Consider the following 23,948-nt stretch of genomic DNA (forward strand, 5'->3'; position numbering starts at 1 on the left):
TCTCCTGCTCTTTGCGCAAAATGCGCGGCGGTTATCTCAATTTGACGGCACGGTGGTATGCGGCCTTCAATGTGTCATCCAATAGCGCGTCCAGTTGGCCGTCGCGTCGTAGCGCGTCCAATCCGGCCTGTGTGGTGCCGTTCTTGCTGGTCACGGAGTTTCGCAGCTCCTCCAGTGAGGCATCCGACTGACGGGCGGTTTCGACAGTGCCTGCGATCGTATCAAATACCAAGGCACGAGACGTTTGCTCGTCAAAGCCCAAGCGCTTGGCCGCATCGACATAGCTGCGCATGAATTCAAATACATATCCCGGGCCGCTGCCGCTTACAGCGGTCAGGCGGTCAATCTCATCCTCGCTGGCAACGCGAACGCAACTGCCCGTTTGCGCGATGAAGGCAGTGACCTCGGTGATCTGATGCTCGCTACAGGAAGGGTTTGCATACAGCCCTGACACCCCCATCCCCACCATCGCAGCAAGATTTGGCATTACGCGAATGATCGCGGCATCGCCGACGATGCCAGTCAGTGTTGCTATGCTGCACCCTGCCGCGATTGAGACGAAGCAGCCACCCGGTTTCAAGGCCGGGATGTATTCGGGCAGCAATTCAGGGATCAACTGCGGTTTGATGGCGATGACAATCACATCGAATTCGGCCTGCGGCAGGGATGTCGCTTTTGTGACATGGGTTACCCTCTCGGGTAGCTCAGTGACGGCGGGATCAGCGACGGTAAACTGGTTGCCGTCGTGGTTGACCCATTGGCGCAACATTGCGCCTCCCATCTTGCCGCACCCTATCAAAAGTATCTTCATAATTGGCTTCCTTTTTCTTCGGCAAACTTGCTCGCATTGCGTGCTGCACCCTTTCAACAGGGCGCACGTTTAACCGGTGATTTTCTATCGGCGCAAAACAGTCCAGATGCACCCACAATAGTGCCGCATCGCAGCAACCTGTTTGCATTCGGACATGGGATCCGTGTTATACGTCATCCAAGCACCTGAATGAGGTATTGCTACATGGCTGCGCCCAAGGACGCAAACAGTTAGCATTTTTCGTTTTAATACAAATAATTACCGGAGATAACACATGCCGACACAGAAAACGATCGTTGTTAAAATCGGATCCAGCTTGTTGGCCAATAGTGACAATCTGACCCTTCGCTATGCTTTTATGAACGGCCTTCTAAGCGATCTCGCGCAGCTTCAGAGGGAGGGTCACAATATCATTTTGACATCGTCCGGCTCGGTCGCGCTGGGGTTGAATATGGTCGGAAAGCGGCCCGAAGACGCCGGCATTCTGGACAAGCAGGCCGCCGCCGCTTGTGGACAACCGTTGTTGATGAACGCCTACCGTCAGGTCGCATCAGAATACGATTTGAACGTGGCGCAAATGCTGGTGACCGTCGAAGATATGGAGGTCCGTCGCCGTTTTCTGAACATCAAAAACACCATGTTAAGATTGTTCCAAAACGACATTTTGCCGATCATCAATGAGAATGATTCCATTGCGACCCGCGATCTGCGTGTCGGCGACAATGACCGTTTGTCTGCCAAAGTAGCCCAAATGGTAGAGGCAGATAAACTGATCATCTTGACCAGTGTCGAGGGTCTTTATGATCGCGACCCATCTGATCCGGACGCAAAGTTCATCCACGAAATCAGGGATGTCAGCGAGCATCTGGAATCAACGACTGGTATCAGCGCATTGGGCAGCGGCGGCATGCTTACTAAAATGCACGCGGCTAACATGGCGCAGAATGCTGGCGTCGAGACGATTATCGCAGAGGGCATCATCGAACGTCCTGTATCGTCTGTGCTCTACAAAGAGCGGCGTTTTACCCGCTGCCTTGTCCGTGGGAAAACGGCCTCGCCTTTGAAGGTATGGCTCAGCAACCGTTTGCAGGTTTCCGGTACGCTTGTCGTCTCCAATGAAATTGCAGAAGGTATCGCCAAAAGGCAACGTGGGATCAACCGAATGGATATTATTTCGCTTCAGGGGGATTTCACGAAAGGCGACGTGCTGCACGTTTATGATGAAAATGGTGAGGAAATTGCCCGGGGGCTGACAAACTTTTCATCCGAGGAAATAATGCTGCTGGCACGTCATCTGGATATGCCTGTTGAGGATGTCATCGGTTATAAGACCAAAAGCGATATCGTTGGCGCCGAAAATATTCTTGTACTTGAGGAAACCCACCTTCAACTTCAAGCACCGGAACACGATCAGAAAATCGTTATTCCAGCTTGAGACGTAAACGCCTGCACAAGCCAAACGCGAGGCTTGAAACAAGCCTTGGCAAGGTCCGCTCTGTGCAAGCCACTGCCATTGCGCGTGAGACGGCAGCCTTCATGTGGGATATAGCCCGTCGAACGATGCCCGCGAGATAATCGCGGCATATGCGCCCAAAGGCGGGCGCGAGGTCAACGGCAGGGGAATATCCGGCACTCACTTTGAAGCCAACGTAAGTTGATGCTCGTTGTAAGATAGGAATAGCCCCGAGACGCATAATCGGTCATGCGGTATTCAGCCCGCGTATCAGAGCTTGTTCACCGACGTCTTCAGACCTCGTGCCCACCCTTGGGCGCCCAAATCGGTTCTGTCGCAAACTTTTGCGATCTTTCGTTTGTTGGCTGATTTTGCGACATGGTTCTCAAACAAGCAAGCAACAGGATGTATCGGATGTCGGTTGATTTCAAGGGAGCCCATTATCCTAAAAGCGTAATCCTGTGCGCGGTTTATTTCTATGTGCGATATAGAGTTTCCTATCGCGACCTGGACGAAATCATGGAGGAGCGTGGAGCTGAAGTTGACCATGCAACCTTGAACCGTTGGGTGGTTACCTTGGCTGGGATCGAGACCGTGCACATGATCCGAAAGGGGCAAATCCATGCCAACGGCCTCACCGCGTTTCAGCAGTTTGCTGCGCTCGCAGCATAGGTATGTCCAGGCTATGCCCGCACTCAAACTCCAACAAAATTCGCGACAGCAACCCCGGCAGTGCATGCTTTCATGCACGAGAGGGGGCCCAAAAATCCCGCTCCACCACCAGCTGGCCGATCTTAGAGTGCAGCTTGTCGACGTCCGCAATACTCACTTGCCCAGAGGCGGACCCTTGGCGCGTAAATGCCGTCGCCAGCTCTCTATCGCCGCGCGTTTCCACGTCCCGATTTGGGGCGGGTGAACACCATAGTTCCTGGAAAACTCCGCCATCGACATCTCCTCGCGGAACGCTTCAAGCGCAACCCTGGCTTGGAAAGCGGGCGAAGGGTTCTTTCGTGTCGTCATTTGGGATCACTTCGTTCACAAGTTGATCCACATTAAATACTGGGCCGAAACCTTGCGACCACCTCTACAAGCCCAAACGCCATTGCCACAAAGGACGATCTTCTTAGCCCGACAATTTGCCAATCGCGGAACCGTTCAGCATGGACACAAGCTTGAGCCAAGCCATCCAAACAAGAATCCCCCCTCCGACGGCCATCACAACCAGTGCCATGCTTCCATGAGGCAAGTGCAGCGCCACGCCAATTTTTGCGAATTGCTGATGGGTCAGATAGATAAACAAGGATGCCCCCGACAGCATGAAGAGGCCGCGGTGAAGATGTCTCGGGATTGGCAGTCGCGTTATATAGATCATCATAATGCCCACGATTCCGATTAGATAGGGCGTTAACGAATCCAGAACGGCATAGCTCCCGAAGGCATATACCCCTGTCAGGAGGGTATACAGCAGACGCTCCCTCGTGGTTTGTGCCAAGCCAATTCCCATTCCCAAAACAAAGATGCCGAAATGTGTGGTTGGCATATGCGCAACGGCGGACATCGAATGAATGCTCGCCATCGGATAGTCATCCAAGAAGAGCGCCGGCGTTATAAAGCGCAGCCCAAGCCCCAGAATAACCATCGCCAAGACAAAGCGCCGCGGTGTCAGGCTCTCTCCAACAACACGCCTTGAGATGACAAGCGCGCCCATCAACATCAAGAGCATATGGAAGAAACAGCTTATGTACCAAAGAGGTATCATATGTCCTTCGGTGATCATGCGGGTCCGATCCTGCATATCCACAAAGTCCTCAAAGAAGAAAATCGCCTCCAAGGCCGTCGGTTTGCCAAGGACCACCTCCACTCCGGCAATGGCCAGAACATAAAGCAAAGAGGGGATCATCACCTTAGAGATCAACTGCCAGAAAGGGGCCACTGACCGGGTGGTAAAAGCGGTTTGCAGCTGCAGCCTTGCGATCAGGAAGCCCGAGACCATGAACAACGCACTGGTCGACCCGCCGCCCAAGGAAAATGTTTTCAGATGGAGCGTGACGACCAAAACAATGGCAACCGCCCTGACAAACAGCGGTGTTTCGATCCATTTTATCAGGCTTCGTGTCTCGGTCCCCGACTTCATTGCCGCGATTTTGGATATGCTCAACTCCTCCCACTCATGGGGGAGGTCGCCGATGATGGCTTCGGTTGCCAGGCAAACCTCAACAAAATTGAGGCTGTCGCCGCGCAACTCGACGAAACTGTGATCAGGGCTGACCTTTTCAACCCCCAACAGGCGGCCCCAGATATCGCATAACTCTTGCTCGGTCGCCGTTTCAGCTGTCCGACCCTCAACCTGGCTGATGCTGGGGCGCGGCCATGCCAGAAGCCCTTTGCGGTCAAGCTTGCCGTTGGGCAGCAAGGGAAACGCCTCCATCAAAACGATGTCTTTGGGCACCATGTAATGCGGAAGCACCCGTGACAGCTCTTTGTAAAGATGGTTTGCATCCTGGGTCGCATGCGGCCGCATAACAACGAAGGCCACCAGCGCTTGGTTGCCGTCACGATCATCGAGGAGCACTTTTGCATCCTGAACGCCGTGAACGCGGGTCAAGGCATGTACGATCTCGCCCAACTCGATCCGGTACCCCCGGATAGAGATCTGGTCATCCTGCCGTCCGGTAAACATCACCTCGCCGTTGGGCAGCTCAAAACCGGAATCGCCGGTGAAATAGAGGCCCGTTTGCGCATGGGGAATGATTTCGCCATTTTGCACATACCCCAGGCTTGGATAGGGGCTGATAATTGCGATCTCACCGGAAACGCCGGGCGCGACAGGCTGATGGGCGGCATCGACGACCCGAACCGAGACACCGTCGATGCCGCGCCCGATGGGATGGCTTTTGAGGTCGGTATCCCTGTCCACCACGTGATATGTTGCGGCTTGGGGCGTTTCTGTCGCCCCGTAGAAGTTTACGACCTGCGCATCCGGCACCAGGACCGCAAGCTTGCGGGTCAGGCTGGGCAGCAACTGGTCACCGCCCGAGAAAATCAGCCGCATCGGCAGGACCTGACCGGGCTTGGCCGCGAGCGTCAGCAAATTCCCCATCGCGGGGGTCAGATGCATGGCTGTGGGCTGCATGCCGATAACCCATTCGATCAGACGCCCGGGGCGGTAGATATCCTCTTGCTTCGGGATCGCCAGCTCACCACCCGTCGACAATGGCTGAAAGATATCCCGGATCATCATGTCATGGGCGACACCGTTAAGATTGGTGAAGCGGTCCTCGGGCCCGATATTGAATGTCTTGCGCTGCCAGTTGAGGAAATGCAGGGCGGGCGCATGGGCCGTTGCCACGCCCTTGGGCGTTCCAGTAGAGCCGGATGTGAACAGGATATAGGCGGCCCGCTCTGGGTCGCCGGCCTCGATCAGGCTGTCGGACACATCATCGGAGGTCAATACGGCAGCTTTGGCATCAACCGCGGCGATCACCTTGAAATCTGCCGTCAGCCAATCGGGGCGCGGTGCCACATTCGGGGTGACCAAGGCGTCGATCTGCGCGATCTCGGTCAGTTTGCGCAGCCGATCCTCAGGGTAGGAACTGTCGAGCGGCACCATGGTGGCCCCGATCCGCAGCACGGCAATCTCGGTCCAGACCAACTGGGGCCCGCGCTCGGCCAGTATCCCGATACGCGCCCCTTCCCCAAGGCCGCTTGCAACCAGCCTACGCGCAAGCTGCGCAGAAGCGGCCTCAACCTCGCTGTATGTCATCTGCCAACCCTCACCCAGCAGGGCGACGCGTGTCGGGGTTTGGCGTGCCTGCCGTAGGAAACCGTCAAACAACCGCTCGGTAGAGGTGGCATGCGGTTGCGGTATGATTATGGGTGCGACAGGGTCAAACAACGCTTCCAACGCCAGTTCGGGCGCCTCGGCAGCCCGAGAGAGCGCCTGCGTGAAGAGCGCCACTACATGTTCGACACGGGGCCGGCTGAACAGGTGGGATCTGTAATAGGCGACCAGCTCCAGCGAGGCCTCACCCTCGACGACGGGAAATCGATATCATAGTTTGTGCGGGTATCGACCAACGTCCGGTGCGCGGGCGCAAGCCCCGTCAGATGTATCGGAGCTGCGGCAGGAAACCAGTTTATCCCGAAGCTTGGCTGGAGGCCTGTATCGCGGACCACCGATTGATAGGGGTAGTCTTCGTGACGCACGGCCTCTCGGATACGGCGCTGTTGTTCGCTGGCCAGAACGGCAAGCGGCGTATCGGGCGCCAAGGCAGCGGTCAGGATCAGGGCGTTGGAAAACGGCCCGATGCTGCGGGCGCTGTTCGGGATGGACCTGCGGCCCGCACTTTGAAAGCTGAGCGCCATTTTCTCTGCCCCGACCGCGCGGGCAAACACGGCCTGCGACAGCGTGGCAAAGGCCGAGAATTGTGTGACATTCCACGCTTGCGCAACGCGCTCCAGATGGGCTCTGTCCAGCGGCACGATGACGGGTCTTGGGTCGGATGCCTCACGTGACAACGCGATATCTTCGGGCATCTTCGGGGGCTGTTCTTGCCCTGCCAGATGTTCGTTCCAATAGCTACGCGAGGCCTCGCTGGGGTCTTGATCTGCGGTGACGGCATAGAAATCGCGGCCCGCATCGATGTCTTGACCGTTGTAGCCTGCCTCAATTTGTTGGGCGAGAAGGCCCATCGACATGCCATCCGACACGGCGTGGTGCAATGACAGCAACAGCAGCGCGTCATCCGGACCGATCCGGTAAAGCTTGAGCCGCACCATCTCATGTGCAGTCAGATCTTCCGGCTTTTGAAAAACCGTGGTCTGGACAAGCGCGTAAATCTCATCCTCCGTCATGCCCGCAGGCAATTCCTCAACCTCGAGGCGCGGGCGGGTGGCGGCATAATGGGCGGCGATCCCTTTTTCGGATGTCGCAAAACGCGTCATCAAGACAGGGGTATTTTCGACAATGCGATCAATTACTTCCGCAAGACGCGAGTTATCAAGAGGGCCCTTCAGACGATAGGTTACAGGGATCGGATATGTTTCCTGGGTGAAACGCTCGGCATGAACGTAGCGCTCCTGGTTCCCTTTGATGTCTGATGCAATAATATTCACAATATTGTCCCTATTAGAACGCCAAACCCAAGCCGCCCAATCCAATTCATTGGACGGATATTCATGCTTCTATGCGGTGCCCACAATTTCCATCAACCCGGATCAAGCAATTATTACAACTTTAACGGTTCTTGTGGTCTGGAAGCCACCCCCGAAGAATCGCCTTGAAGGCATTTTATATGACCGGTTATGCGTCAATCGCATGTGTCGTGCAAAAATAAGCGCCATGCCCTTCGAGCAAATGCGCAAGGTAAACACATCAGCAGTGTTTTCCTTGGCAATCGAACCGATCGCCAGACAGCAAAGTTCCGGGAGCCAAGCTGCCGATGTTGCCACGTTCCTGATGCCGCTCGGGTGCTAGATCGCCCGTCTGACCGGCCCGCCGGGGGTTCTGTCGCAAACTTTTGCGATCTTTCGTTTGTTGGCTGATTTTGTGACATGGTTCTCAAACAAGCAAGCAACAGGATGTATCGGATGTCGGTTGATTTCAAGGGAGCCCATTGTCCTAAAAGCGTAATCCTGTGCGCGGTTTATTTCTATGTGCGATATAGAGTTTCCTATCGCGACCTGGAAGGAATCATGGAGGAGCGTGGAGCTGAAGTTGACCATGCAACCTTGAACCGTTGGGTGGTTAAGTTTGCGCCGCTGATGGCGGCATAAGCGCAGTCCCGCAAGAAGCCAACCGCCAAATCTTGGCGCATGGACGAAACCTACATCAAGGTTAAAGGCAAATGGACCTATTATTACCGGGCGGTCGACAACACAGGAAAAACCCTTGATTTCATGCTGTCTGAGCGTCGCGACAAGGCGGCAGCCCGTCGATTTCTCAAGCGCGCGATTGGCAAAAATGGCGTGCCTGACCGTGTCGTCATCGACAAGAGCGGCGCCAATCTGGCGGGTCTGCAAAGCATCAATGTGATCCTGAAGTTCACGAGCTCAGGCAACAGCATCAAGATCCTGCAGGTCAAATACCTCAACAACATTATTGAACAGGACCACCGCTTCGTAAAGCGGATCACGGGCCCAATGCTTGGCTTCAAGGCCTTCCATTCTGCCGAGGCTACCTTGGCTGCGATCGAGACCGTGCACATGACCCGAAAGGGGCAGATCCATGCCAACGGCCTCACCGCGTTTCAGCAGTTTGCTGCGCTCGCAGCATAGGTATGTCCAGGCTATGCCCGCACTCAAACTCCAACAAAATTTGCGACAGCAACCTTCAGGGGTGGATGTTTATCCGATGCTTGCAAAGGTTTTCCACTTCGATGCCCAGAGACCGGCATTTTTCTGGGGGGTACTATTCACGATGTGGCCCAAGTGGTATTATGCATATCGTTTATTGTCCGGATTCTAATCAAACCAAAGGACACCTCGGACGGTCGCCCACCGATTTTGCCACTATTCGCCATCGGATTTTTTGTCTTGGCTACGCTGAACTCTCTGGGCTTTATACCTGTTTGGTCGGCTGATTTTGCTGGGGTCCTGAGCCGGTGGGCGTTGCTTGTCGCGGTAGCGGCGGTGGGAAACAAAACATCACTTGGCCGAATGGTTCAGGTGGGTCCAGCCGCGATTGCGCTTGTCTTTGTCGAGACGATCTTCCTTGGCGTGCTTATCCTGTGCGGTCTCTTGATTTTGGGCCGATGACGCCGCACGCCATCTTCCAAACAAGGGCATCAGACGAACCTGTTTTGATCGTAGACCTGTCAGATGCCTCTTGAAAAAGGCCTTTGCATGAACCCGTTGAACCGTATTCTGGCTGCTGCACGTTCCCGTCAACGCCATATCATTCTACCGGAAGGGGATAACCCTCTGGTCACAGAGGCCGCTCGAAAAATCGTTGCAGACGAGATTGCCAAAATCACTCTGATGAACGGGCCGGATATTCCCGGTGTCATATCCCTAACCCCTTCCGAGGCGCCCGATTTGCCCTACCTCGCGCAAGAAGGGCATCAGATGCGCGTTGCCAAGGGCATGACAGCGCATCAGGCGCTGTCGGATATGAAGGACCCGATCATGCAAGCGGCAATTCGTGTAAGGTTGGATTTGGCGGATGGAACTGTCGGAGGTGCTGCCGCACGAACGGCTGAAACCGTTCGTGCGGTTCTTCGGCATGTATCCTAACGTAAGTATCGTGTCGAGCTTTTTTTATTTTATTGTCACGCGGATCTCATGCGTAGATCAAAGGCGGAATAATTTTTGCGGATTGCGGCCTTGTCGTTGACCCAAATGATCAGGAACTGGCCGCAATCGCGCGATCTGCGGCCCAGTCTTGTCGCCAACTATTGAACGAAACGCCACGCGTGGCGCTTTTGTCTTTCTCGACTGCCGGGTCGGCGGAACATCCCAGTCTGACCAAAGTACGCAATGCAGTTTCCCTGATCCGTGCACAAGAGCCTGACTTGAAAGTTGAAGGCGAGATACACCCACAGTTCGCGCTAGATTGCGCGTCGAGTGGGATCGCATTGCGTGCCCCCTTGGCGGGCGGTTTGAGCGGCCGATGCGGGTCACGCTTTTGCAATGCCCGAAGGATCGCGGTTAAAATATCGCGCATCACGGGCTTGCCTATGATCCAGGTTAATTGCGCAATGCCAATTAAGTGCTACGCTTGACGGGTAGTCTGGCCCTAAGGGCGGGCAATCGCGAATCCGCGTTGTGTGGAGACCAAATAAGCTATGGAATATAAAGACTATTACAAAGTACTGGGCGTGGAACGAACCGCGCCGCAAGAGGACATCAAGCGCGCCTACCGCAAACTGGTGCGCAAATATCACCCCGATGTGAACGCAGGCCCCGGCGCTGACGCGGCAGAGGCGAAATTCAAGGATGTTGGTGAGGCCTATGAGGTCTTGCAAGATCCTGAAAAACGCGCGGCCTATGACCAGCTTGGCGCAAACTGGAAGGAAGGGCAGGCCTTCAAGCCGCCACCAGATTGGGACGAAGGGTTCGAATTTTCCGGCGGTGGCTATACCGAGGCGGATCCACATGATTTCGGCTCTTTCTTTGATGAGCTGTTCGCGCGTCAGGGCAAGCCTTCGCCACATATGGGCGGTGACCGGCAGTTTAGCGCGCCGGGGCAGGACAGCCATGCAAAAATCGTGATCTCGCTGCGCGAAGCCTATGAGGGCGGATCACGTGACTTTAACCTGCGCGCGCCGGAGCTGGACCCATCGGGCCATGTGGTTTTGCGCGAACACGCCATCCGGGTAACGATCCCCAAAGGGGTGACCTCCGGCCAGCATATCCGCGTTGCGGGCAAAGGCGGGGCCGGTGTGGGGCAGGGCAAGGCGGGGGACCTTTATCTTGAGGTGGTGATCGCCGAGGATAAGGCCCACCGTGTCGAGGGCCGCGATGTCTTTATGGATCTGCCGATATCGCCATGGGAGGCGGCCTTGGGCGCCAAGATCAGCCTGCCCACCCCCAGCGGCGAGGTGGAGCTGACGATCCCCAAACATGCGCAATCGGGCAAGAAGCTGCGCCTGAAGGGCCGCGGGATTCCGGGCAAGCATCCGGGCGATCTTTATGCGGTCATCAAGATCGTCATCCCGCCAACCGAAAGCGTGAAAGCCCGCGACTTATACGAACAGATGGCGCGCGAGATGGACTTTGATCCGCGCGCAAGATTGGGAGGTTAGGACATGCCCGAACATATGGCCTTGGTGCAGGCATCCGAGATTGTGCAACCGCTGACCCTGAACGATCTGTGTCGGGTTTGTGGATCCCATGCCGATTGGGTTATCGAACTTGTAGAGGAAGGTATTCTGGAGCCGGCAGGCACCGGCAGAACGGTTTGGCGTTTTGAAAGCACCAGCATTACGATTGTGCGCAGGGTGCAGCGGCTGCAACGCGATCTGCGGTTGAATATTCCGGGCGTGGCGGTGGTCTTGTCGCTGGCCGATGAGAATGCCGCGCTGAAACGGCGATTGCAGCTTTTGGAAAACGACCCCCGCTATGCGATCTGGATGCCTGCGGATTGATTTCAGGGCGGGCTGAAAAGCATTGGTGCCCGATCAAATACGCCAGATGTCCCGCAAGCGTGCATCGCCATTCTCCCGAGTTTTTGGAGTATGGCGATGCAGAAGGATATCATATGCGGCAAACGCTAACGGCCCAGAAAGACCGCGCGATCGGATTGTGCAATCATGCTGTGTGTGGTGCCGCCAAAAATAGTCTCACGCATTCTGGAATGCCCGTAAGCCCCCATGACAATCAAATCCGCGCCCACCTCTTTGGATCGGTCAAGGATGCATTCCGCGATATCCTTGCCGCCGCTGGGATATTGTTGAACGGTGACGGTGCAGCCGTGATGGGTCAGCCATTTGGCGACATCGGCACCGGGTTCCTCACCCTCGCGCAACTCGGTCATGACGGGATCAAAGCTGGCGATGACCACCTCATCGGCCTGGCGCAACAACGGCAATGCCTGATGTACGGCGCGGGCCGAATGGAGGTGGGTGTTCCACGCCACAAAGACCCGCTTAGGAGCACTAAGCACGGCAGCCTTTGGATCGTTCAACAATAGGCCTGCGGGCGATTGAAACAACACTCCGTAAACCGCCTGCCGAAAGATCGCTTCGGGTTCGCGTAACTCTTCGCTGATGATCGCCATATCGCAAAGCATCGCCCGCCGCGCGATGGCATCGGCCAGCATCGCAGGCTCACAAGTGGCGGTTGCCACCTCGCCCGAGATGTCATGCGCTTGCAGCAGGGCCTCTACCTCTTGCGCCCTGTCATTGAGGGAGGTGCGAAGGTTTGCGACCTCCTCTTGCCATTCAGGCGGAATATCAATCGGGCCAAAGGGTGGCAGGCCGATGGCGGAATAGGGAAAGACGGGCATTTGTGCCACAAGCAAAACCACCGCCCGCGCCGGAATCGCCCGCAGAGTTTCAAGCTTTTGGGCAAGCCGGTCAAGGGGCGCGTCCTTGCTGGTGGCAATCAAGATTGTGCTGTTCTTCATGTTCGGGATCCTTGTGAGGGAGGTGTGGGGGGCTGTCAGCCTTTGTCTTTGGCCGTGTCCTTTGCGGCCGGCGTCAAGGTCTGTCCCATCCGCATCAGTTTGGCGGTTTCCGCCGCATAATCATCCATCGTTTTTTGAAAAAACTCGGCGTGAATATGCTGTATCTCGACAAGGCCTTTTGCCTGCATCAAGGCTTGCTGTGTATTCACGTCTTCTTTCAGGCGGGCCGCCGTGAAATTCATCACTTCGCTGCTGATATCGGCCATGGCCGTCAACCAGTCCGTTCCCTGAAAAGGCATGGATTTCAGTCCGGCCTCTTGCATGGTCTTTATCAGGTCAACCATCGTAGAGGCAGTGTTTTCGGTTTTTCCGCTGTTGCTCATGACGTGCCCCCTTATCTGTGTTGCTGTTGCCGCAAGTATACAGGAATATGCCGTGCCGATATTGATCGGCGTTAACGTGTTGGCGCTAACCTATAAGACAAGTGCGCGACAGGCATTGGCCACGACAGCCTCTTCGTTCGTGGGGATGACCAGCACCGAGACCTGCGACTGCGGCGCGGAAATGGTGGTGGCATTTTCGGCATTCGCCGCATTGTCAATCGCAACCCCCAACCAGCGCAGATGCTCACAGATCTTGCGGCGCACAAGCGGCGCGTTTTCCCCGATGCCGGCGGTAAAGACCAAGGCGTCCAGCCCCCCGATCGCGGGCAACAACCCCGCCAGAACCCCCGCCGCACGATAGCAATAAAGCGCGATTGCCTCTTCGGCCTCGGGGGTATTGGCGTCTTGCAGGATCTGCATGTCGTTGCTGATTTGCGAAACCCCGTAAAGGCCGGATTGATTATAGAGCAGGTCTTTGATCGCCTCGGGGGACATGCCTTCGGATTGCATCAGATAAAGGATCACCCCCGGATCGAGCGCCCCGCAACGCCGCCCCATCATCAAACCGTCCAGCGCGGTAAAGCCCATGCTGGTGGCCATGCTTTTCCCGTCGCGCATCGCACACATGCTGGCACCATTGCCCAGATGGGCGACCACCACACGGCGCGCCTCGGGCAGATGCGTGGGCAGGGTGCTGGCGATATAATCATAGGACAACCCGTGAAAGCCATAGCGGATGATGCCCTGATCGGTCAGGTCACGCGGCAGGGCGAACAGCTTGGCCAGCCGGTCTTGGGTGTGGTGAAAAGCGGTGTCGAAACAGGCGATCTGGGGGATGTCGGGATAGAGGTTTGCCACCGCCCGAATGGCCCCGAGGTTATGCGGCTGGTGCAGGGGGGCCAGCGGGTTCAGGGTTTCCAGCCGCGTCAGAATGGCCTCATCCACCACGGTCGGCGCGATGAAATCTTGCCCGCCATGCACGACCCTATGCCCCACGGCCAAGGGCACCGCGCCGTTTTGATGCGCGGCAATCCATGGCAACAAAAGGGCGATCAGGGCATCATGGCTGGCGTCTTGGTCCAGCGCGGCCAGCGCGCCCTTATCCACTGCGGCCCCGCTGGCATCGCGCGCGGCAAAGACCGGCGCGCTGCCGATCCCCGCGATCTTGCCACCAAGGCGCGGCGCGGGCGAGGGGTCATGCGCATCATAGACCGCGAATTTGATGCTGGAGGATCCCGCGTTCAGCGTTAGAAAAACCCCGCTCATGTCAGGCCTCCGATGGTGTTGTGATGCACGAATATCTGCGCCATTGCGGTAGAGGCGAGGCGTGACATTACCCCATCCGCGCGGCTGGTCAAGACGATGGGGATACGCGCCCCCAGCACAATCCCCGCCGCCTCGGCACCGGCCAGATAGATCAGCTGTTTGGCCACCATATTGCCCGCCTCCAGATCAGGCACGATCAGGATATCGCTCAGGCCCGCGACCTCTGACCGGATGCCCTTGGCCTTGGCCGCCGAAAGCGACACGGCATTGTCAAAGGCAAGCGGCCCGTCAAGCAACCCGCCGGTGATCTGCCCACGGTCTGCCATCTTGCACAATGCGGCGGCCTCAAGCGTGGAGGGGATGCTGGAGGTGACGGTCTCTACCGCCGAAAGCAGGGCGACCTTTGGCACCTCAATCCCAAGCGCGATGGCAAGGTCGATGGCGTTTTGCACGATATCGCGTTTGGCCTGCAGGTCAGGAAAGATGTTGATCGCCGCATCGCTGATGAACAGCGGTTTGGGATAATTCGGCACATCAAGCGCAAAGATATGGGTCATCCGGCGCTCTGTACGCAGGCCGGTATCCTTGTGCAAGATCGGGGTGAGCAATTCATCGGTATGCAGTTTCCCCTTCATCAGCATATCCACCTTGCCCGCCCGTGCCAGTGCCACGGCGGTTTCGGCGGCGGCATGGCTGTGGGGGGTGTCGACAATCTCGATGCCGGTCAGGTCGCGGTTGATCTCGGCGGCCACGGCCCGGATCTTGGCCTCGGGGCCGACCAGAACGGGGATGATCATACCCTTGGCATGGGCCTCTAGCGCGCCCTCCAGTGACAGCGCATCACAGGGGTGGACGACGCCCGTGCGCACGGGCGGCAGATCGGCGGCGGCCTTGACCAGCGCGTTGAACCGCGCGCCCGGTTCATGCAGATGCACCTCGGGCAGGGTCACGCGGGGGCGGCGGACCTTGGTGGTGGGGGCGATGACCAAAGCTTGGCCCTTGATCACCACATCGCCGTTTTGGTTCGTGCAAAGACAATCCAGCGTTACATGGTGATGTTTCTCGGTTTTCTCGGCCACGGTGACACGCACGGTAACGGTATCGCCCACCCCGACCGCGCCGCGAAAGCTCAGGCTTTGGTCCAGATAGATCGTGCCCGGCCCCGGCAGTTCCGTCCCCAAGACCGTAGAGATCAGCGCGCCCCCCCACATGCCATGGGCGATCACCTTGTGAAACATGTCAGAGCTGGCATATTCGGCATCAACATGGGCGGGGTTCACATCCCCCGACATGATGGCGAAAAGCTCGATATCCTCAGCCTTCAGGGTGCGTTTGATTTCGGCAAAATCACCGAGTTTGAGTTCATCGAAGGTGCGGTTTTCAATGAATTGCATAATGTCTTGTCCTTTTCCGGCCTAGGCCTGCACGTGATAGCCGCCATCGACATAGGCGATATTGCCCGTCACCTTGGATGACAGGTCGCTGATCAACCCCACCGCCATATGGCCCACGTCCTCAATCGTGACGAGGGTTTGTTCTGGCGCGCGCTTTTGGGCCGCGTCGATCAGCGCGTCAAAATGCGCGATGCCCGACCCCGCCCGCGTGCGCAAAGGCCCCGGCGAGATGGCATTGACGCGGATCTGTTTCGGCCCCAGCTCCGCCGCGAGATAGCGCACGGTCCCCTCCAGCGCGGCCTTGACCGGCCCCATAATGTTATAGTTGTCGACCACCTTTTCCGCGCCGTAATAGCTCATCGTCAGGATGGTGCCGCCTTTGGGCATCATCGGCACGGCCAGCCGCGTCAGGCGGATCAGCGAATGCACCGAGATATCCATCGCGCGCGCAAACCCCGCCTTGGAGCAGGCACTGACCGGGCCGTGCAAATCATCCTTGGGGCAAAAGGCGATGGAGTGGATGACAAAATCAAGCTGCCCCCATTCGCGCTGGATGGCGGCAAAGACAGCCTCCATCTGGCCGTCGATTTCAACATCCAGCGGCAGGAAAATCGGGGTGTCAAGCTGGGCTGCGACCGGTGCTACATAGGGTTTGGCACGATCATCGGCATAGGTGATCGCGACCTCAGCACCGGCGGCGCGTAGGGCCGTGGCACAGCCCGCGGCGATGGAATGTTCATTCGCAACGCCGACAACCAGCCCGCGTTTGCCTTTCAACAGGTTTTCCAACATCAGCGATCACTCCTGAAATACATAGGTGCCGGGGGCATCGCAGATGGGGGCATAGCCCTTGGCCTTTGCGCCCATCTGTGGCGGCTTGACCGGCGCGCCCGAGGCCTCGTCCAGCCATGCGGTCAGTGCGGGCCACCATGATCCGTCCACGGGCTGGGTTTCGTCAGACCAGCTATCGGGGCCGGTATGGGGGTCATCCTTGGTCTTGGTGCGCATCCGGTAATGGCGGTGCGGGTGCCCCGGCTCGGATACGATGCCCGCATTATGGCCGCCGCTGGTCAGCACAAAAGTCACATCCGTATCGGACAAAAGGTTGAACTTATAAACCGAATGCCAAGGTGCCACATGGTCACGCTCGGTCCCGACCATAAAGACCGGCACGCGGATGTCGGATATGGCGATGGGTTGATCGCCCACGAAATAGCGCCCCTCGGCCAGATCGTTTTTCAAGAACAGGCGGCGCAGATACTCGGAATGCATCCGGTAGGGCATGCGCGTTGCATCGGCATTCCACGCCATCAGGTCGTTCATCTCTGACCTCTCACCCATCAGGTAATCATGGATCACCCGCGACCAGATCAAGTCGTTAGAGCGCAAAAGCTGGAACGCGCCGGCCATCTGGTCACTGCCAAGATAGCCCTTTTCCCACATCATATCCTCAAGATAGGCAAGCTGGCTGTCGTTGATGAAAAGCGTCAACTCCCCGGCCTCGGTGAAATCAACCTGCGCGGCCAATAGGGTCAAGGTTTTGAGACGGTCATCGCCATCGCGGGCCATCGCCGCCGCCGCAATAGAAAGCAGCGTCCCGCCAAGGCAATAGCCGACCGCGTGGATCTGTTGCCCGCCGGTGATGGTGTTTGCCGCGCGCACAGCCTCCATGACGCCATAGGACAGATAGTCATCCATGCCCAGATCGCGGTCCTCGGCATCGGGGTTTTTCCACGATACCATAAAGACGGTGTACCCTTGCGCCGTCAGATATTGCACCAGCGAGTTTTGCGCGCTTAGATCAAGGATGTAATATTTCATGATCCAGGCCGGCACGATCAAGATCGGCTCTGGCCGGACCTTATCGGTGGTGGGGGCATATTGGATCAGCTCTATCAAACGGTTGCGAAAGACGACCTTGCCGGGGCTGATGGCCATGTTGCGACCGACCTCGAAATCCTCGGTGCCGACGGGTTTCTCGCCCGCATTGGTGCGAGAGGCATCTTCAACGAAATTCTGCCAGCCGCGCACAAGGTTCATCCCGCCTTGGGCCATGGTCTTGGCCAGCACCTCGGGGTTGGTCAAGGGTGAGTTCGACGGCGAGAACACATCAAGCATCTGCCGCGCGGCAAAGGTGACGACATCTTCATGCTGGCTGGTCACGCCCTCAACCCCGGTTGTGGCATTGTGCCACCATTGCTGGTTCAGCAAGAAGGCCTGAGACATCACGTTAAAGGGCCATTGTTGCCAATGTTCGTCCCGAAAGCGTTTGTCTTGGGGCAGGGGGGTGATGCAGGTCTGGTTGGATTTGGGGGTCAGCGCGCAAAGGCTGGCGTAATGGGCAAAGCGTGCGGTCTTTTTGACGGCTTTTTCCACCAGCTCCATTTGCTTGCCGGGGGCCGATGACAGATGCAGCGCCCAATCGGTATAGGCGGCCGCCAGCGCGATGGGGGACAGCCCGCCGGTAAACCGCGCCTGCGCCGCCTTGAGCCCCTTATCAAGGCTTTGTTCCATATTCGCGGGGGCATGGGGCAGAAGGGCGGGCAAATTGGGCCAGTTGCTGCGGGGCATGTCGTGTTTGATCGGGGTTACGCTTTTATGCGCCATTACCGGACCCTCCTTCTTAATGCGGATCGAATTCTATCTTCTGACATACAGCGTACAGATTTGTGACAATTGATCTTGATCAATATCAGCACCGCAAATTAGGTTAGAAGGCGACAAAAGGGGCCTTTGGCTGGCCCTATGTTGAATGAAGGTCGGGGTCATGAAGAAAAAACTGGTTGGCGCGGCGGCGCTGCTTATCGCGATTGGCCTGGGTGGCATGATCTGGTGGCAATCCTCGCAAGGGTCGGGCTTGCCTGAGGGCATCAGCATGTCAAATGGCCGGATCGAGGCAGAACGGATCGAGGTTGCAACGAAACTTGCCGGCCGCGTGGCAGAGGTCACGGTTGCCGAGGGCGATTGGGTCGAGGCCGGTCAGGTTCTGGCCCGTGTTGAAACCACAGAGCTGCAAGCCCAGCTTCATCAAGCCGCGGCGACCGTCTTGCAGGCCCTCCAGCAAAAGCTGCAGGCCGAGGCACAGTTACGCCAGTACCAATCCGCGCTGACCACCGCCGAGGCTGAATTCCAGCGGGTGGAGGAGCTGGCCACCAATGAGTTTGCCTCACAGGCGCGGCTGGATACCCAACGTACGGCGCTGGCCTCGGCGCAAGCGGCGGTTGCCTCGGCCGAGGCGGGTATCCCTTTGGCCGAAGCTACGATTGCCGCAGCCCAAGCGGCTGTCGACCGCATCCAAAGCCTGATTGACGATTCCAGCTTGAAAGCCCCCCGGGCAGGGCGGGTGCAATATGTTCTTGCCCATGGCGGCGAGGTCGTCGCTGCCGGTAGCAGCGTTGTCACCCTCACGGATCTAGCGGATATGTATATGACGATCTTCTTGCCCTCGCGGGATGCAGGGCGGTTGGCCGTGGGCGCTGAGGCGCGGATTATTCTGGACGCGATCCCAGAATACGTGATCCCCGCCACGGTGACTTTCGTGGCAAGTTCGGCACAATTCACCCCGCGCTCTGTCGAAACCGAGGATGAGCGGGACCAGCTGATGTTCCGCGTCAAGCTGACTGTCGCGCCGGAATTGCTGGCCAATTACCAAGATCGCGCCCGCGCCGGTGTGCCGGGTGTCGGCTATGTCCGTGTTGTCGGGGATGCTGATTGGCCGACCAACCTTGCGGTGAGATTGCCGGAATGAGCGATGCTCCGGTTGCAAAGCTGGCCAGTGTTACGCATCGATACGGGCCGGTTGCGGCGCTTGATGATGTAACGCTGGATATTCCGGCGGGCTGTATGGCGGGGCTGATCGGGCCGGACGGGGTGGGGAAATCCACGCTGTTGGCGCTGGTGTCGGGCGTGCGCAGGCTGCAAACCGGCGATGTTCAGGTGCTTGGCGGCGATATCCGCGACCGCGCCCACCTTCGGGAATGTAACCGCCGCATCGCCTATATGCCGCAAGGCCTTGGGCGCAACCTTTACCCCACACTGACCGTCCATGAGAACCTTGATTTCTTTGGCAGGCTCTTTGCCCAATCCGCGCCGGAACGGGCCGCCCGGATTGACGAGCTGTTGCGCGCAACGGGATTGGACCCGTTCCCCGACCGGCCTGCGGGCAAGCTCTCGGGCGGGATGAAGCAAAAGCTCTCGCTGTGTTCTGCGCTGATCCATGACCCTGATCTGCTTATTCTGGATGAGCCGACAACCGGCGTGGACCCGCTGTCGCGTCAACAATTCTGGGACCTGATCGACCATATCCGCCAAGAACGCCCCGCCATGAGCGTGATCGTGGCCACCGCCTATATGGAAGAGGCGGAACGCTTTGACTGGCTGGCGGCGATGTCGGACGGCAAGGTGATTGCCACGGGAACCCCTGCCCAGATTCGCAAGCAGGCGGGACAGGACAGTCTGGAACATGCCTTTATCGCGCTGTTGCCCGAAGAGGCGCGGCGCGGGCATCATGCGGTCGTCGTGCCGCCCCGACAGCTCGCCGAAGGCCCCCCCGCCATTCAGGCCAAGTCCCTTACCCGCCGGTTTGGTGACTTTACGGCGGTGGATTCAGTGAACTTTGAGATTGAACGTGGCGAGATTTTTGGGTTCCTTGGTTCTAACGGTTGCGGCAAGACCACCACGATGAAGATGCTGACGGGGCTTTTGCCTGCCAGCGAAGGCGAGGCGCTCTTGTTTGGCGAAACGCTGGATGCGCGCGACATGCGCACGCGCAGGCGGGTCGGCTATATGTCGCAATCCTTCTCGCTTTATTCCGAGCTGACGGTGCGCCAGAACCTCGACCTGCATGCCGAATTATACCAGCTTCCGGTGAAAACGCGGGCCGGGCGCGTGGCCGAGATGATGACAACATTCGATCTGGCCGATGTCGCCGAGGACCGCCCCGATGCCCTGCCGCTGGGGCTGCGCCAACGCCTGCAACTTGCCGTGGCGGTGATCCACGCCCCCGAGGTGTTGATCTTGGACGAGCCAACCTCGGGCGTCGATCCGATTGCGCGCGATGCGTTCTGGGAACATCTGATCGGGTTGTCGCGCAATGACGGGGTGACGATTTTTGTCTCGACCCATTTCATGAATGAGGCGCAGCGCTGTGACCGGATATCCTTGATGCATGCAGGCAGGGTGCTGGCCGTCGGCACCCCCGCCGAGATTGCGAAAACCAGAGGGACCGAGGATCTGGGCACCGCTTTCGTCGCCTATCTGCGTGAGGCGGCGGGCGGGGATGCCGAGGCGCTAGACGCCACCCCAGAACTGGCGGACCGTCCGGTTTCGGCAGTGCAAAACAGGGGGATTGCCCGCATCTGGGCCTTTGCCCGCCGTGAGATGATGGAGATTTTGCGCGACCGCCTGCGGCTGACCTTTGCCTTTTTGGGACCGGTCATTTTGATGCTGACCTTTGGTTATGGCATTTCGTTTGATGTGACGGATCTGCCCTATGCCGTGCTGGATCAGGACCAGACCGCGGAAAGTCGCACCCTGCTAGAGGCGTTTTCCGGCTCGCGTTATTTCGCGCAGCAGCCCGCCGCGCGCAGCAGTGCCGAGCTTCAAGCCCGCTTGCGCAGCGGCGAGATTGCGCTGGCCATCGAGATCCCGCCTGATTTCGGGCGGATGCTGCTGCAATCGCAACGCCCTGAACTGCGCATAGCGGTTGATGCCGCCATGCCGTTTCGCGCCGAGACCACGCGCGGCTATCTGCAAGGGTTGGCGATCTCTTATATGAATGACCAGATAGAGCGCACCTACGGCAAGCGGATCGACACGAGTTACGCCGAAATAGAGACGCGTTTTCGCTATAATCAAGGGTTTAAATCGGTCTTTGCCATTGTGCCTTCGGTGATCATGCTGATGCTGGTTCTGATCCCCTCGATGATGGCGGCGATGGGGGTTGTGCGCGAAAAAGAGACTGGGTCTATCGCGAATTTCCGCTCCACCCCCGTGACGCGGCTAGAGTTTATCTTGGGCAAACAGCTGCCCTACGTCGTTATCGCAACCATTAGCTTTTTGACGCTGTTGGTGGTGGCTTACGGCGTGTTCGGGGTGCCGATAAAAGGCTCTGTCACGGCGCTTTTTGTGGGAACGTTGCTTTATGCGCTGGCGACGACGGGATTTGGTGTGCTGGTCTCGACCTTTACCAAGACGCAGGTTGCGGCGACCTTTGCGGCTGCGATCATCTCTATCATCCCTTCGGTGAATTTCTCGGGGCTTTTGGTGCCGGTGTCGTCGCTTTCGGGGGGCGGGCGGATGATCGGTCTGGGGTTCCCCTCGGCTTGGTATCAACAGATCAGTGTCGGCACTTTCACCAAGGATCTGGGTTTTGCGGAGCTGTGGCAAAACCATCTGGCGCTGGCGGGCTTTGCGCTGTTTTTCATTGCGGCGTCGGTTCTGGCGTTGCGCAAACAGGAGCCTTGAGATGCGGCAGTGGCTTATCAATATCTACCGGCTGGGGTTGAAAGAACTGCGCAGCCTGCGGGCCGATCCGGTGCTTTTGTTGCTGATTGTCTATGTTTTCAGTTTTGCGGTTTATGCCGTGGCCACGGGGGCCAGGCTGGAGGTGGTCAATGCCTCGGTCGCCTATGTCGATCTGGACCGCTCCGATCTAACGGGGCGAATTGTAGGGGCCATTTTGCCGCCCGAGTTTGATACGCCGCAAGAGATCGCGGCCTCGGATGTGGGCCGGGTGATGAATGATGGCGATTATGTTTTCGTGCTGTCCTTTCCGCCTCGGTTTGAGGCGGATGTGCTGGCGGGTCGTCAACCTGAAATGCAGTTGAATGTGGATGCCACGGCGATGGTGCAGGCGGGCAACGGCGCGGTGTTCTTGCAAGAGATCATCACCGCCGAGATCACCAAATTCGTGGCGCGGGACGATAGTGCGACCACCTTGCCGATTGATCTGGTGGTGACGGCGCAATTCAATCCGAACCTGCAATCGACATGGTTTTCCTCGGTGATGCAGGTGATCAATAACGTCACGATCCTGTCGGTTTTGCTGACGGGCGCGGCGTTGATACGCGAACGCGAACACGGCACGATCGAGCATCTTCTGGTCATGCCGGTATCGCCATCCGAGATCATGCTGGCCAAGATCTGGGCCAATGGTCTGGCGATTATCGTGGCGGCGGTCCTGTCGCTGTGGCTGGTGGTCCAGGGGATATTGGGGGTGCCGATTGCGGGCTCCATCAGCCTGTTCGTGGTGGGGACGGTGCTTTATCTGGTTTCGGTGACGGGGCTGGGGATCTTGTTGGCGACCTTTACCACCTCAATGCCGCAGTTCGGCCTTTTGGCACTGCCGGTGCTGGTGGTGATGAACCTGTTGTCCGGCAGCACCACCCCGATGGAGAGCATCCCGACATGGCTGCAAAACATCATGCAGATCGCGCCCTCGACGCATTTCGTGTCTTTTTCGCAGGCGATTTTGTACCGTGGCGCGGGGCTAGAGACGGTTTGGCCCGATATGCTGGTGATGGTCGGGCTTAGCGCTGCGTTCTTTGTTGCGGCCTTGCTGCGGTTTCGTCAAACGATGGCCTCTTCGGGCTAGGGCCGATGTGTTTTGGGATTGCAGCGCGACGGATTTTCCTGTCCGGTGTCCTTCTCTGCCCTGTCGAGTTTCCGAGGGTAGCCAAGTCATTCTGAATTTGAGGTCGCCCTATGCCCGCTCCTATAAATACGCTGAAACATCGTTTGATTGCTGGCGAAACGCTGCATGGTATCTGGCTGGGTATGGCAGACCCTTATGCCGCCGAGATTGCCGCCAGTGCCGGTTTCGACTGGCTGCTGATTGACGGAGAGCATGCGCCCAACGATATCCGTTCAATCTCGGCGCAGCTTGCCGTGTTGCGGGGCGGGCCCTCGGCCCCGATTGTCCGGCTGCCGATCGGCGATCCGGTTATGATCAAGCAAGCCTTGGACATCGGGGCGCAAACACTGCTGATCCCCATGGTCGACAGCGCCGAGCAAGCCACAGACCTTGTCCGCGCGACGCGCTATCCGCCAGAGGGGGTTCGCGGGGTCGGATCGGCCTTGGCGCGGGCGTCGGAGTTTAGCGGCATTGCGGATTATCTGACCACCGCCAATGAACAGATCTGCCTGATCGTGCAGGTCGAAAGCGTCAAGGGCCTTGCCGCGCTGGATGAGATTTTGGCGGTTGAGGGCGTGGATGGCGTGTTCATCGGACCCGCTGATCTGGCCGCTGATATGGGGCTGCTTGGGGCGCCTGACCATACCGCGCTGCGTGAGGCTGTTTATGAGGCGCTGCGTCGGATCAGGGCCTCGGGGCGGTTTGCGGGGTTCTTGGCGACGGAGCCGGATTTCATCGAGGGTTGCAAAGCCGCGGGCGGCAATTTTGCCGGCGTTGGCATTGATGTCACTAGCTTTGCCAATGGTTTGCGGGGGCTGGCCGCGCGCTTTGGCGGCTAAAAAGGAATCGCCCTGCGGGGGGGTATCCGTCCGCAGGGGGGGCAAGGTTCCCACCAATATCCTGAATGGTGGGAACCTGTCACGCTTGCCGCCACATCGGAGG

General features: G+C 57.9%; 19 protein-coding genes and 2 pseudogenes. 12 read left to right on the top strand and 9 right to left on the bottom strand.

The annotated features are described in order from the left end of the window. Positions 1–31 precede the first annotated feature (31 nt). Entirely contained in the window at positions 32–811 is a 780-nt protein-coding gene (proC, locus tag EOK75_RS18960; protein WP_137195574.1) for a pyrroline-5-carboxylate reductase, read from the bottom strand. A gap of 274 nt (positions 812–1,085) precedes the next feature. Here proC and proB point away from each other — a divergent pair, with 274 nt between their 5' ends. Both proB and EOK75_RS21485 read left to right on the top strand, forming a co-directional pair. Beyond that, the gene (gene proB / locus EOK75_RS18965) at positions 1,086–2,246 is read left to right on the top strand and encodes a glutamate 5-kinase (RefSeq protein WP_137195575.1); all 1,161 of its coding nucleotides are present in this window, start codon (positions 1,086–1,088) and stop codon (positions 2,244–2,246) included. Positions 2,247–2,678: 432 nt separating this feature from the next. Then, a pseudogene (locus tag EOK75_RS21485) lies at positions 2,679–2,846 on the top strand (IS6 family transposase); the annotation flags it as partial. A gap of 541 nt (positions 2,847–3,387) precedes the next feature. On the opposite strand, the gene EOK75_RS18980 reads toward EOK75_RS21485, so the two are convergent. Together EOK75_RS18980 and EOK75_RS18985 are read right to left on the bottom strand one after the other, a co-directional pair. Continuing rightward, on the bottom strand, positions 3,388–6,222 hold the full coding sequence (locus EOK75_RS18980; protein WP_137195578.1) for an AMP-binding protein: 2,835 nt from the start codon (positions 6,220–6,222) through the stop codon (positions 3,388–3,390). Continuing rightward, the gene (locus tag EOK75_RS18985) at positions 6,222–7,379 is read right to left on the bottom strand and encodes a condensation domain-containing protein (protein WP_168199302.1); all 1,158 of its coding nucleotides are present in this window, start codon (positions 7,377–7,379) and stop codon (positions 6,222–6,224) included. The genes EOK75_RS18980 and EOK75_RS18985 overlap by 1 nt, the downstream gene beginning before the upstream one ends. Positions 7,380–7,853: 474 nt before the next feature. On the opposite strand from EOK75_RS18985, the pseudogene EOK75_RS18990 reads away from it, so the two are divergent. The 6 genes and pseudogenes from EOK75_RS18990 (at position 7,854) to EOK75_RS19010 (ending at position 11,350) form a co-directional block, all read left to right on the top strand. Further along, a pseudogene (locus EOK75_RS18990) lies at positions 7,854–8,540 on the top strand (IS6 family transposase). 153 nt (positions 8,541–8,693) lie between these two features. Next, positions 8,694–9,020 carry a putative sulfate exporter family transporter gene (locus EOK75_RS18995; RefSeq protein ID WP_240794145.1) on the top strand — a complete coding sequence of 109 codons (327 nt, stop codon included), beginning with the start codon at positions 8,694–8,696 and terminating at the stop codon, positions 9,018–9,020. 87 nt (positions 9,021–9,107) lie between these two features. After that, a complete protein-coding gene (locus EOK75_RS21600) occupies positions 9,108–9,497 on the top strand; it encodes a phosphate acyltransferase (protein WP_276612535.1) in 390 nt (129 codons plus the stop codon). 125 nt (positions 9,498–9,622) lie between these two features. Further along, positions 9,623–9,985, top strand: a complete 363-nt coding sequence (locus tag EOK75_RS21605; RefSeq protein ID WP_276612546.1) for a phosphate acyltransferase — start codon at positions 9,623–9,625, stop codon at positions 9,983–9,985. A gap of 63 nt (positions 9,986–10,048) precedes the next feature. Continuing rightward, positions 10,049–11,008 (top strand): DnaJ C-terminal domain-containing protein, encoded by a 960-nt coding sequence (locus EOK75_RS19005; RefSeq protein WP_137195580.1) that lies wholly within the window; start codon positions 10,049–10,051, stop codon positions 11,006–11,008. A 3-nt stretch (positions 11,009–11,011) separates the two neighbouring features. Beyond that, complete coding sequence (locus EOK75_RS19010) at positions 11,012–11,350, top strand: chaperone modulator CbpM (protein ID WP_137195581.1); 339 nt, start codon at positions 11,012–11,014, stop codon at positions 11,348–11,350. A 125-nt stretch (positions 11,351–11,475) separates the two neighbouring features. On the opposite strand, the gene EOK75_RS19015 is transcribed toward EOK75_RS19010, so the two are convergent. The 6 genes from EOK75_RS19015 to EOK75_RS19040 all read right to left on the bottom strand — a co-directional run bounded on the left by EOK75_RS19015 (position 11,476) and on the right by EOK75_RS19040 (position 17,980). Then, the gene (locus tag EOK75_RS19015) at positions 11,476–12,330 is read right to left on the bottom strand and encodes a universal stress protein (protein WP_137195582.1); all 855 of its coding nucleotides are present in this window, start codon (positions 12,328–12,330) and stop codon (positions 11,476–11,478) included. A 35-nt stretch (positions 12,331–12,365) separates the two neighbouring features. Continuing rightward, the gene (locus EOK75_RS19020; RefSeq protein ID WP_137195583.1) at positions 12,366–12,713 is read right to left on the bottom strand and encodes a phasin family protein; all 348 of its coding nucleotides are present in this window, start codon (positions 12,711–12,713) and stop codon (positions 12,366–12,368) included. A 90-nt stretch (positions 12,714–12,803) separates the two neighbouring features. Then, the gene (locus EOK75_RS19025) at positions 12,804–13,979 is read right to left on the bottom strand and encodes an acetate/propionate family kinase (RefSeq protein WP_137195584.1); all 1,176 of its coding nucleotides are present in this window, start codon (positions 13,977–13,979) and stop codon (positions 12,804–12,806) included. Then, complete coding sequence (locus EOK75_RS19030; RefSeq protein WP_137195585.1) at positions 13,976–15,373, bottom strand: bifunctional enoyl-CoA hydratase/phosphate acetyltransferase; 1,398 nt, start codon at positions 15,371–15,373, stop codon at positions 13,976–13,978. Before EOK75_RS19030 ends, EOK75_RS19025 begins: the two co-directional genes overlap by 4 nt. A 21-nt stretch (positions 15,374–15,394) precedes the next feature. After that, entirely contained in the window at positions 15,395–16,165 is a 771-nt protein-coding gene (gene fabI, locus EOK75_RS19035; RefSeq protein WP_137195586.1) for an enoyl-ACP reductase FabI, read from the bottom strand. A 6-nt stretch (positions 16,166–16,171) separates the two neighbouring features. Further along, positions 16,172–17,980, bottom strand: coding sequence for a PHA/PHB synthase family protein (locus tag EOK75_RS19040; RefSeq protein WP_137195587.1), 1,809 nt, complete (start codon positions 17,978–17,980; stop codon positions 16,172–16,174). 160 nt (positions 17,981–18,140) lie between these two features. Between EOK75_RS19040 and EOK75_RS19045 the strand changes: the two genes are divergently transcribed. The 4 genes from EOK75_RS19045 to EOK75_RS19060 all read left to right on the top strand — a co-directional run bounded on the left by EOK75_RS19045 (position 18,141) and on the right by EOK75_RS19060 (position 23,845). After that, positions 18,141–19,121, top strand: coding sequence for an HlyD family secretion protein (locus tag EOK75_RS19045; protein WP_137195588.1), 981 nt, complete (start codon positions 18,141–18,143; stop codon positions 19,119–19,121). Beyond that, on the top strand, positions 19,118–21,838 hold the full coding sequence (gene rbbA, locus EOK75_RS19050) for a ribosome-associated ATPase/putative transporter RbbA (protein WP_137195589.1): 2,721 nt from the start codon (positions 19,118–19,120) through the stop codon (positions 21,836–21,838). The genes EOK75_RS19045 and rbbA overlap by 4 nt, the downstream gene beginning before the upstream one ends. Position 21,839: 1 nt before the next feature. Beyond that, the gene (locus EOK75_RS19055) at positions 21,840–22,967 is read left to right on the top strand and encodes an ABC transporter permease (protein WP_137195590.1); all 1,128 of its coding nucleotides are present in this window, start codon (positions 21,840–21,842) and stop codon (positions 22,965–22,967) included. A 110-nt stretch (positions 22,968–23,077) separates the two neighbouring features. Continuing rightward, complete coding sequence (locus EOK75_RS19060) at positions 23,078–23,845, top strand: aldolase/citrate lyase family protein (protein ID WP_137195591.1); 768 nt, start codon at positions 23,078–23,080, stop codon at positions 23,843–23,845. Positions 23,846–23,948: the final 103 nt, after the last annotated feature.

This window comes from Pseudorhodobacter turbinis (genome assembly GCF_005234135.1).
GTDB lineage: Bacteria > Pseudomonadota > Alphaproteobacteria > Rhodobacterales > Rhodobacteraceae > Pseudorhodobacter > Pseudorhodobacter turbinis.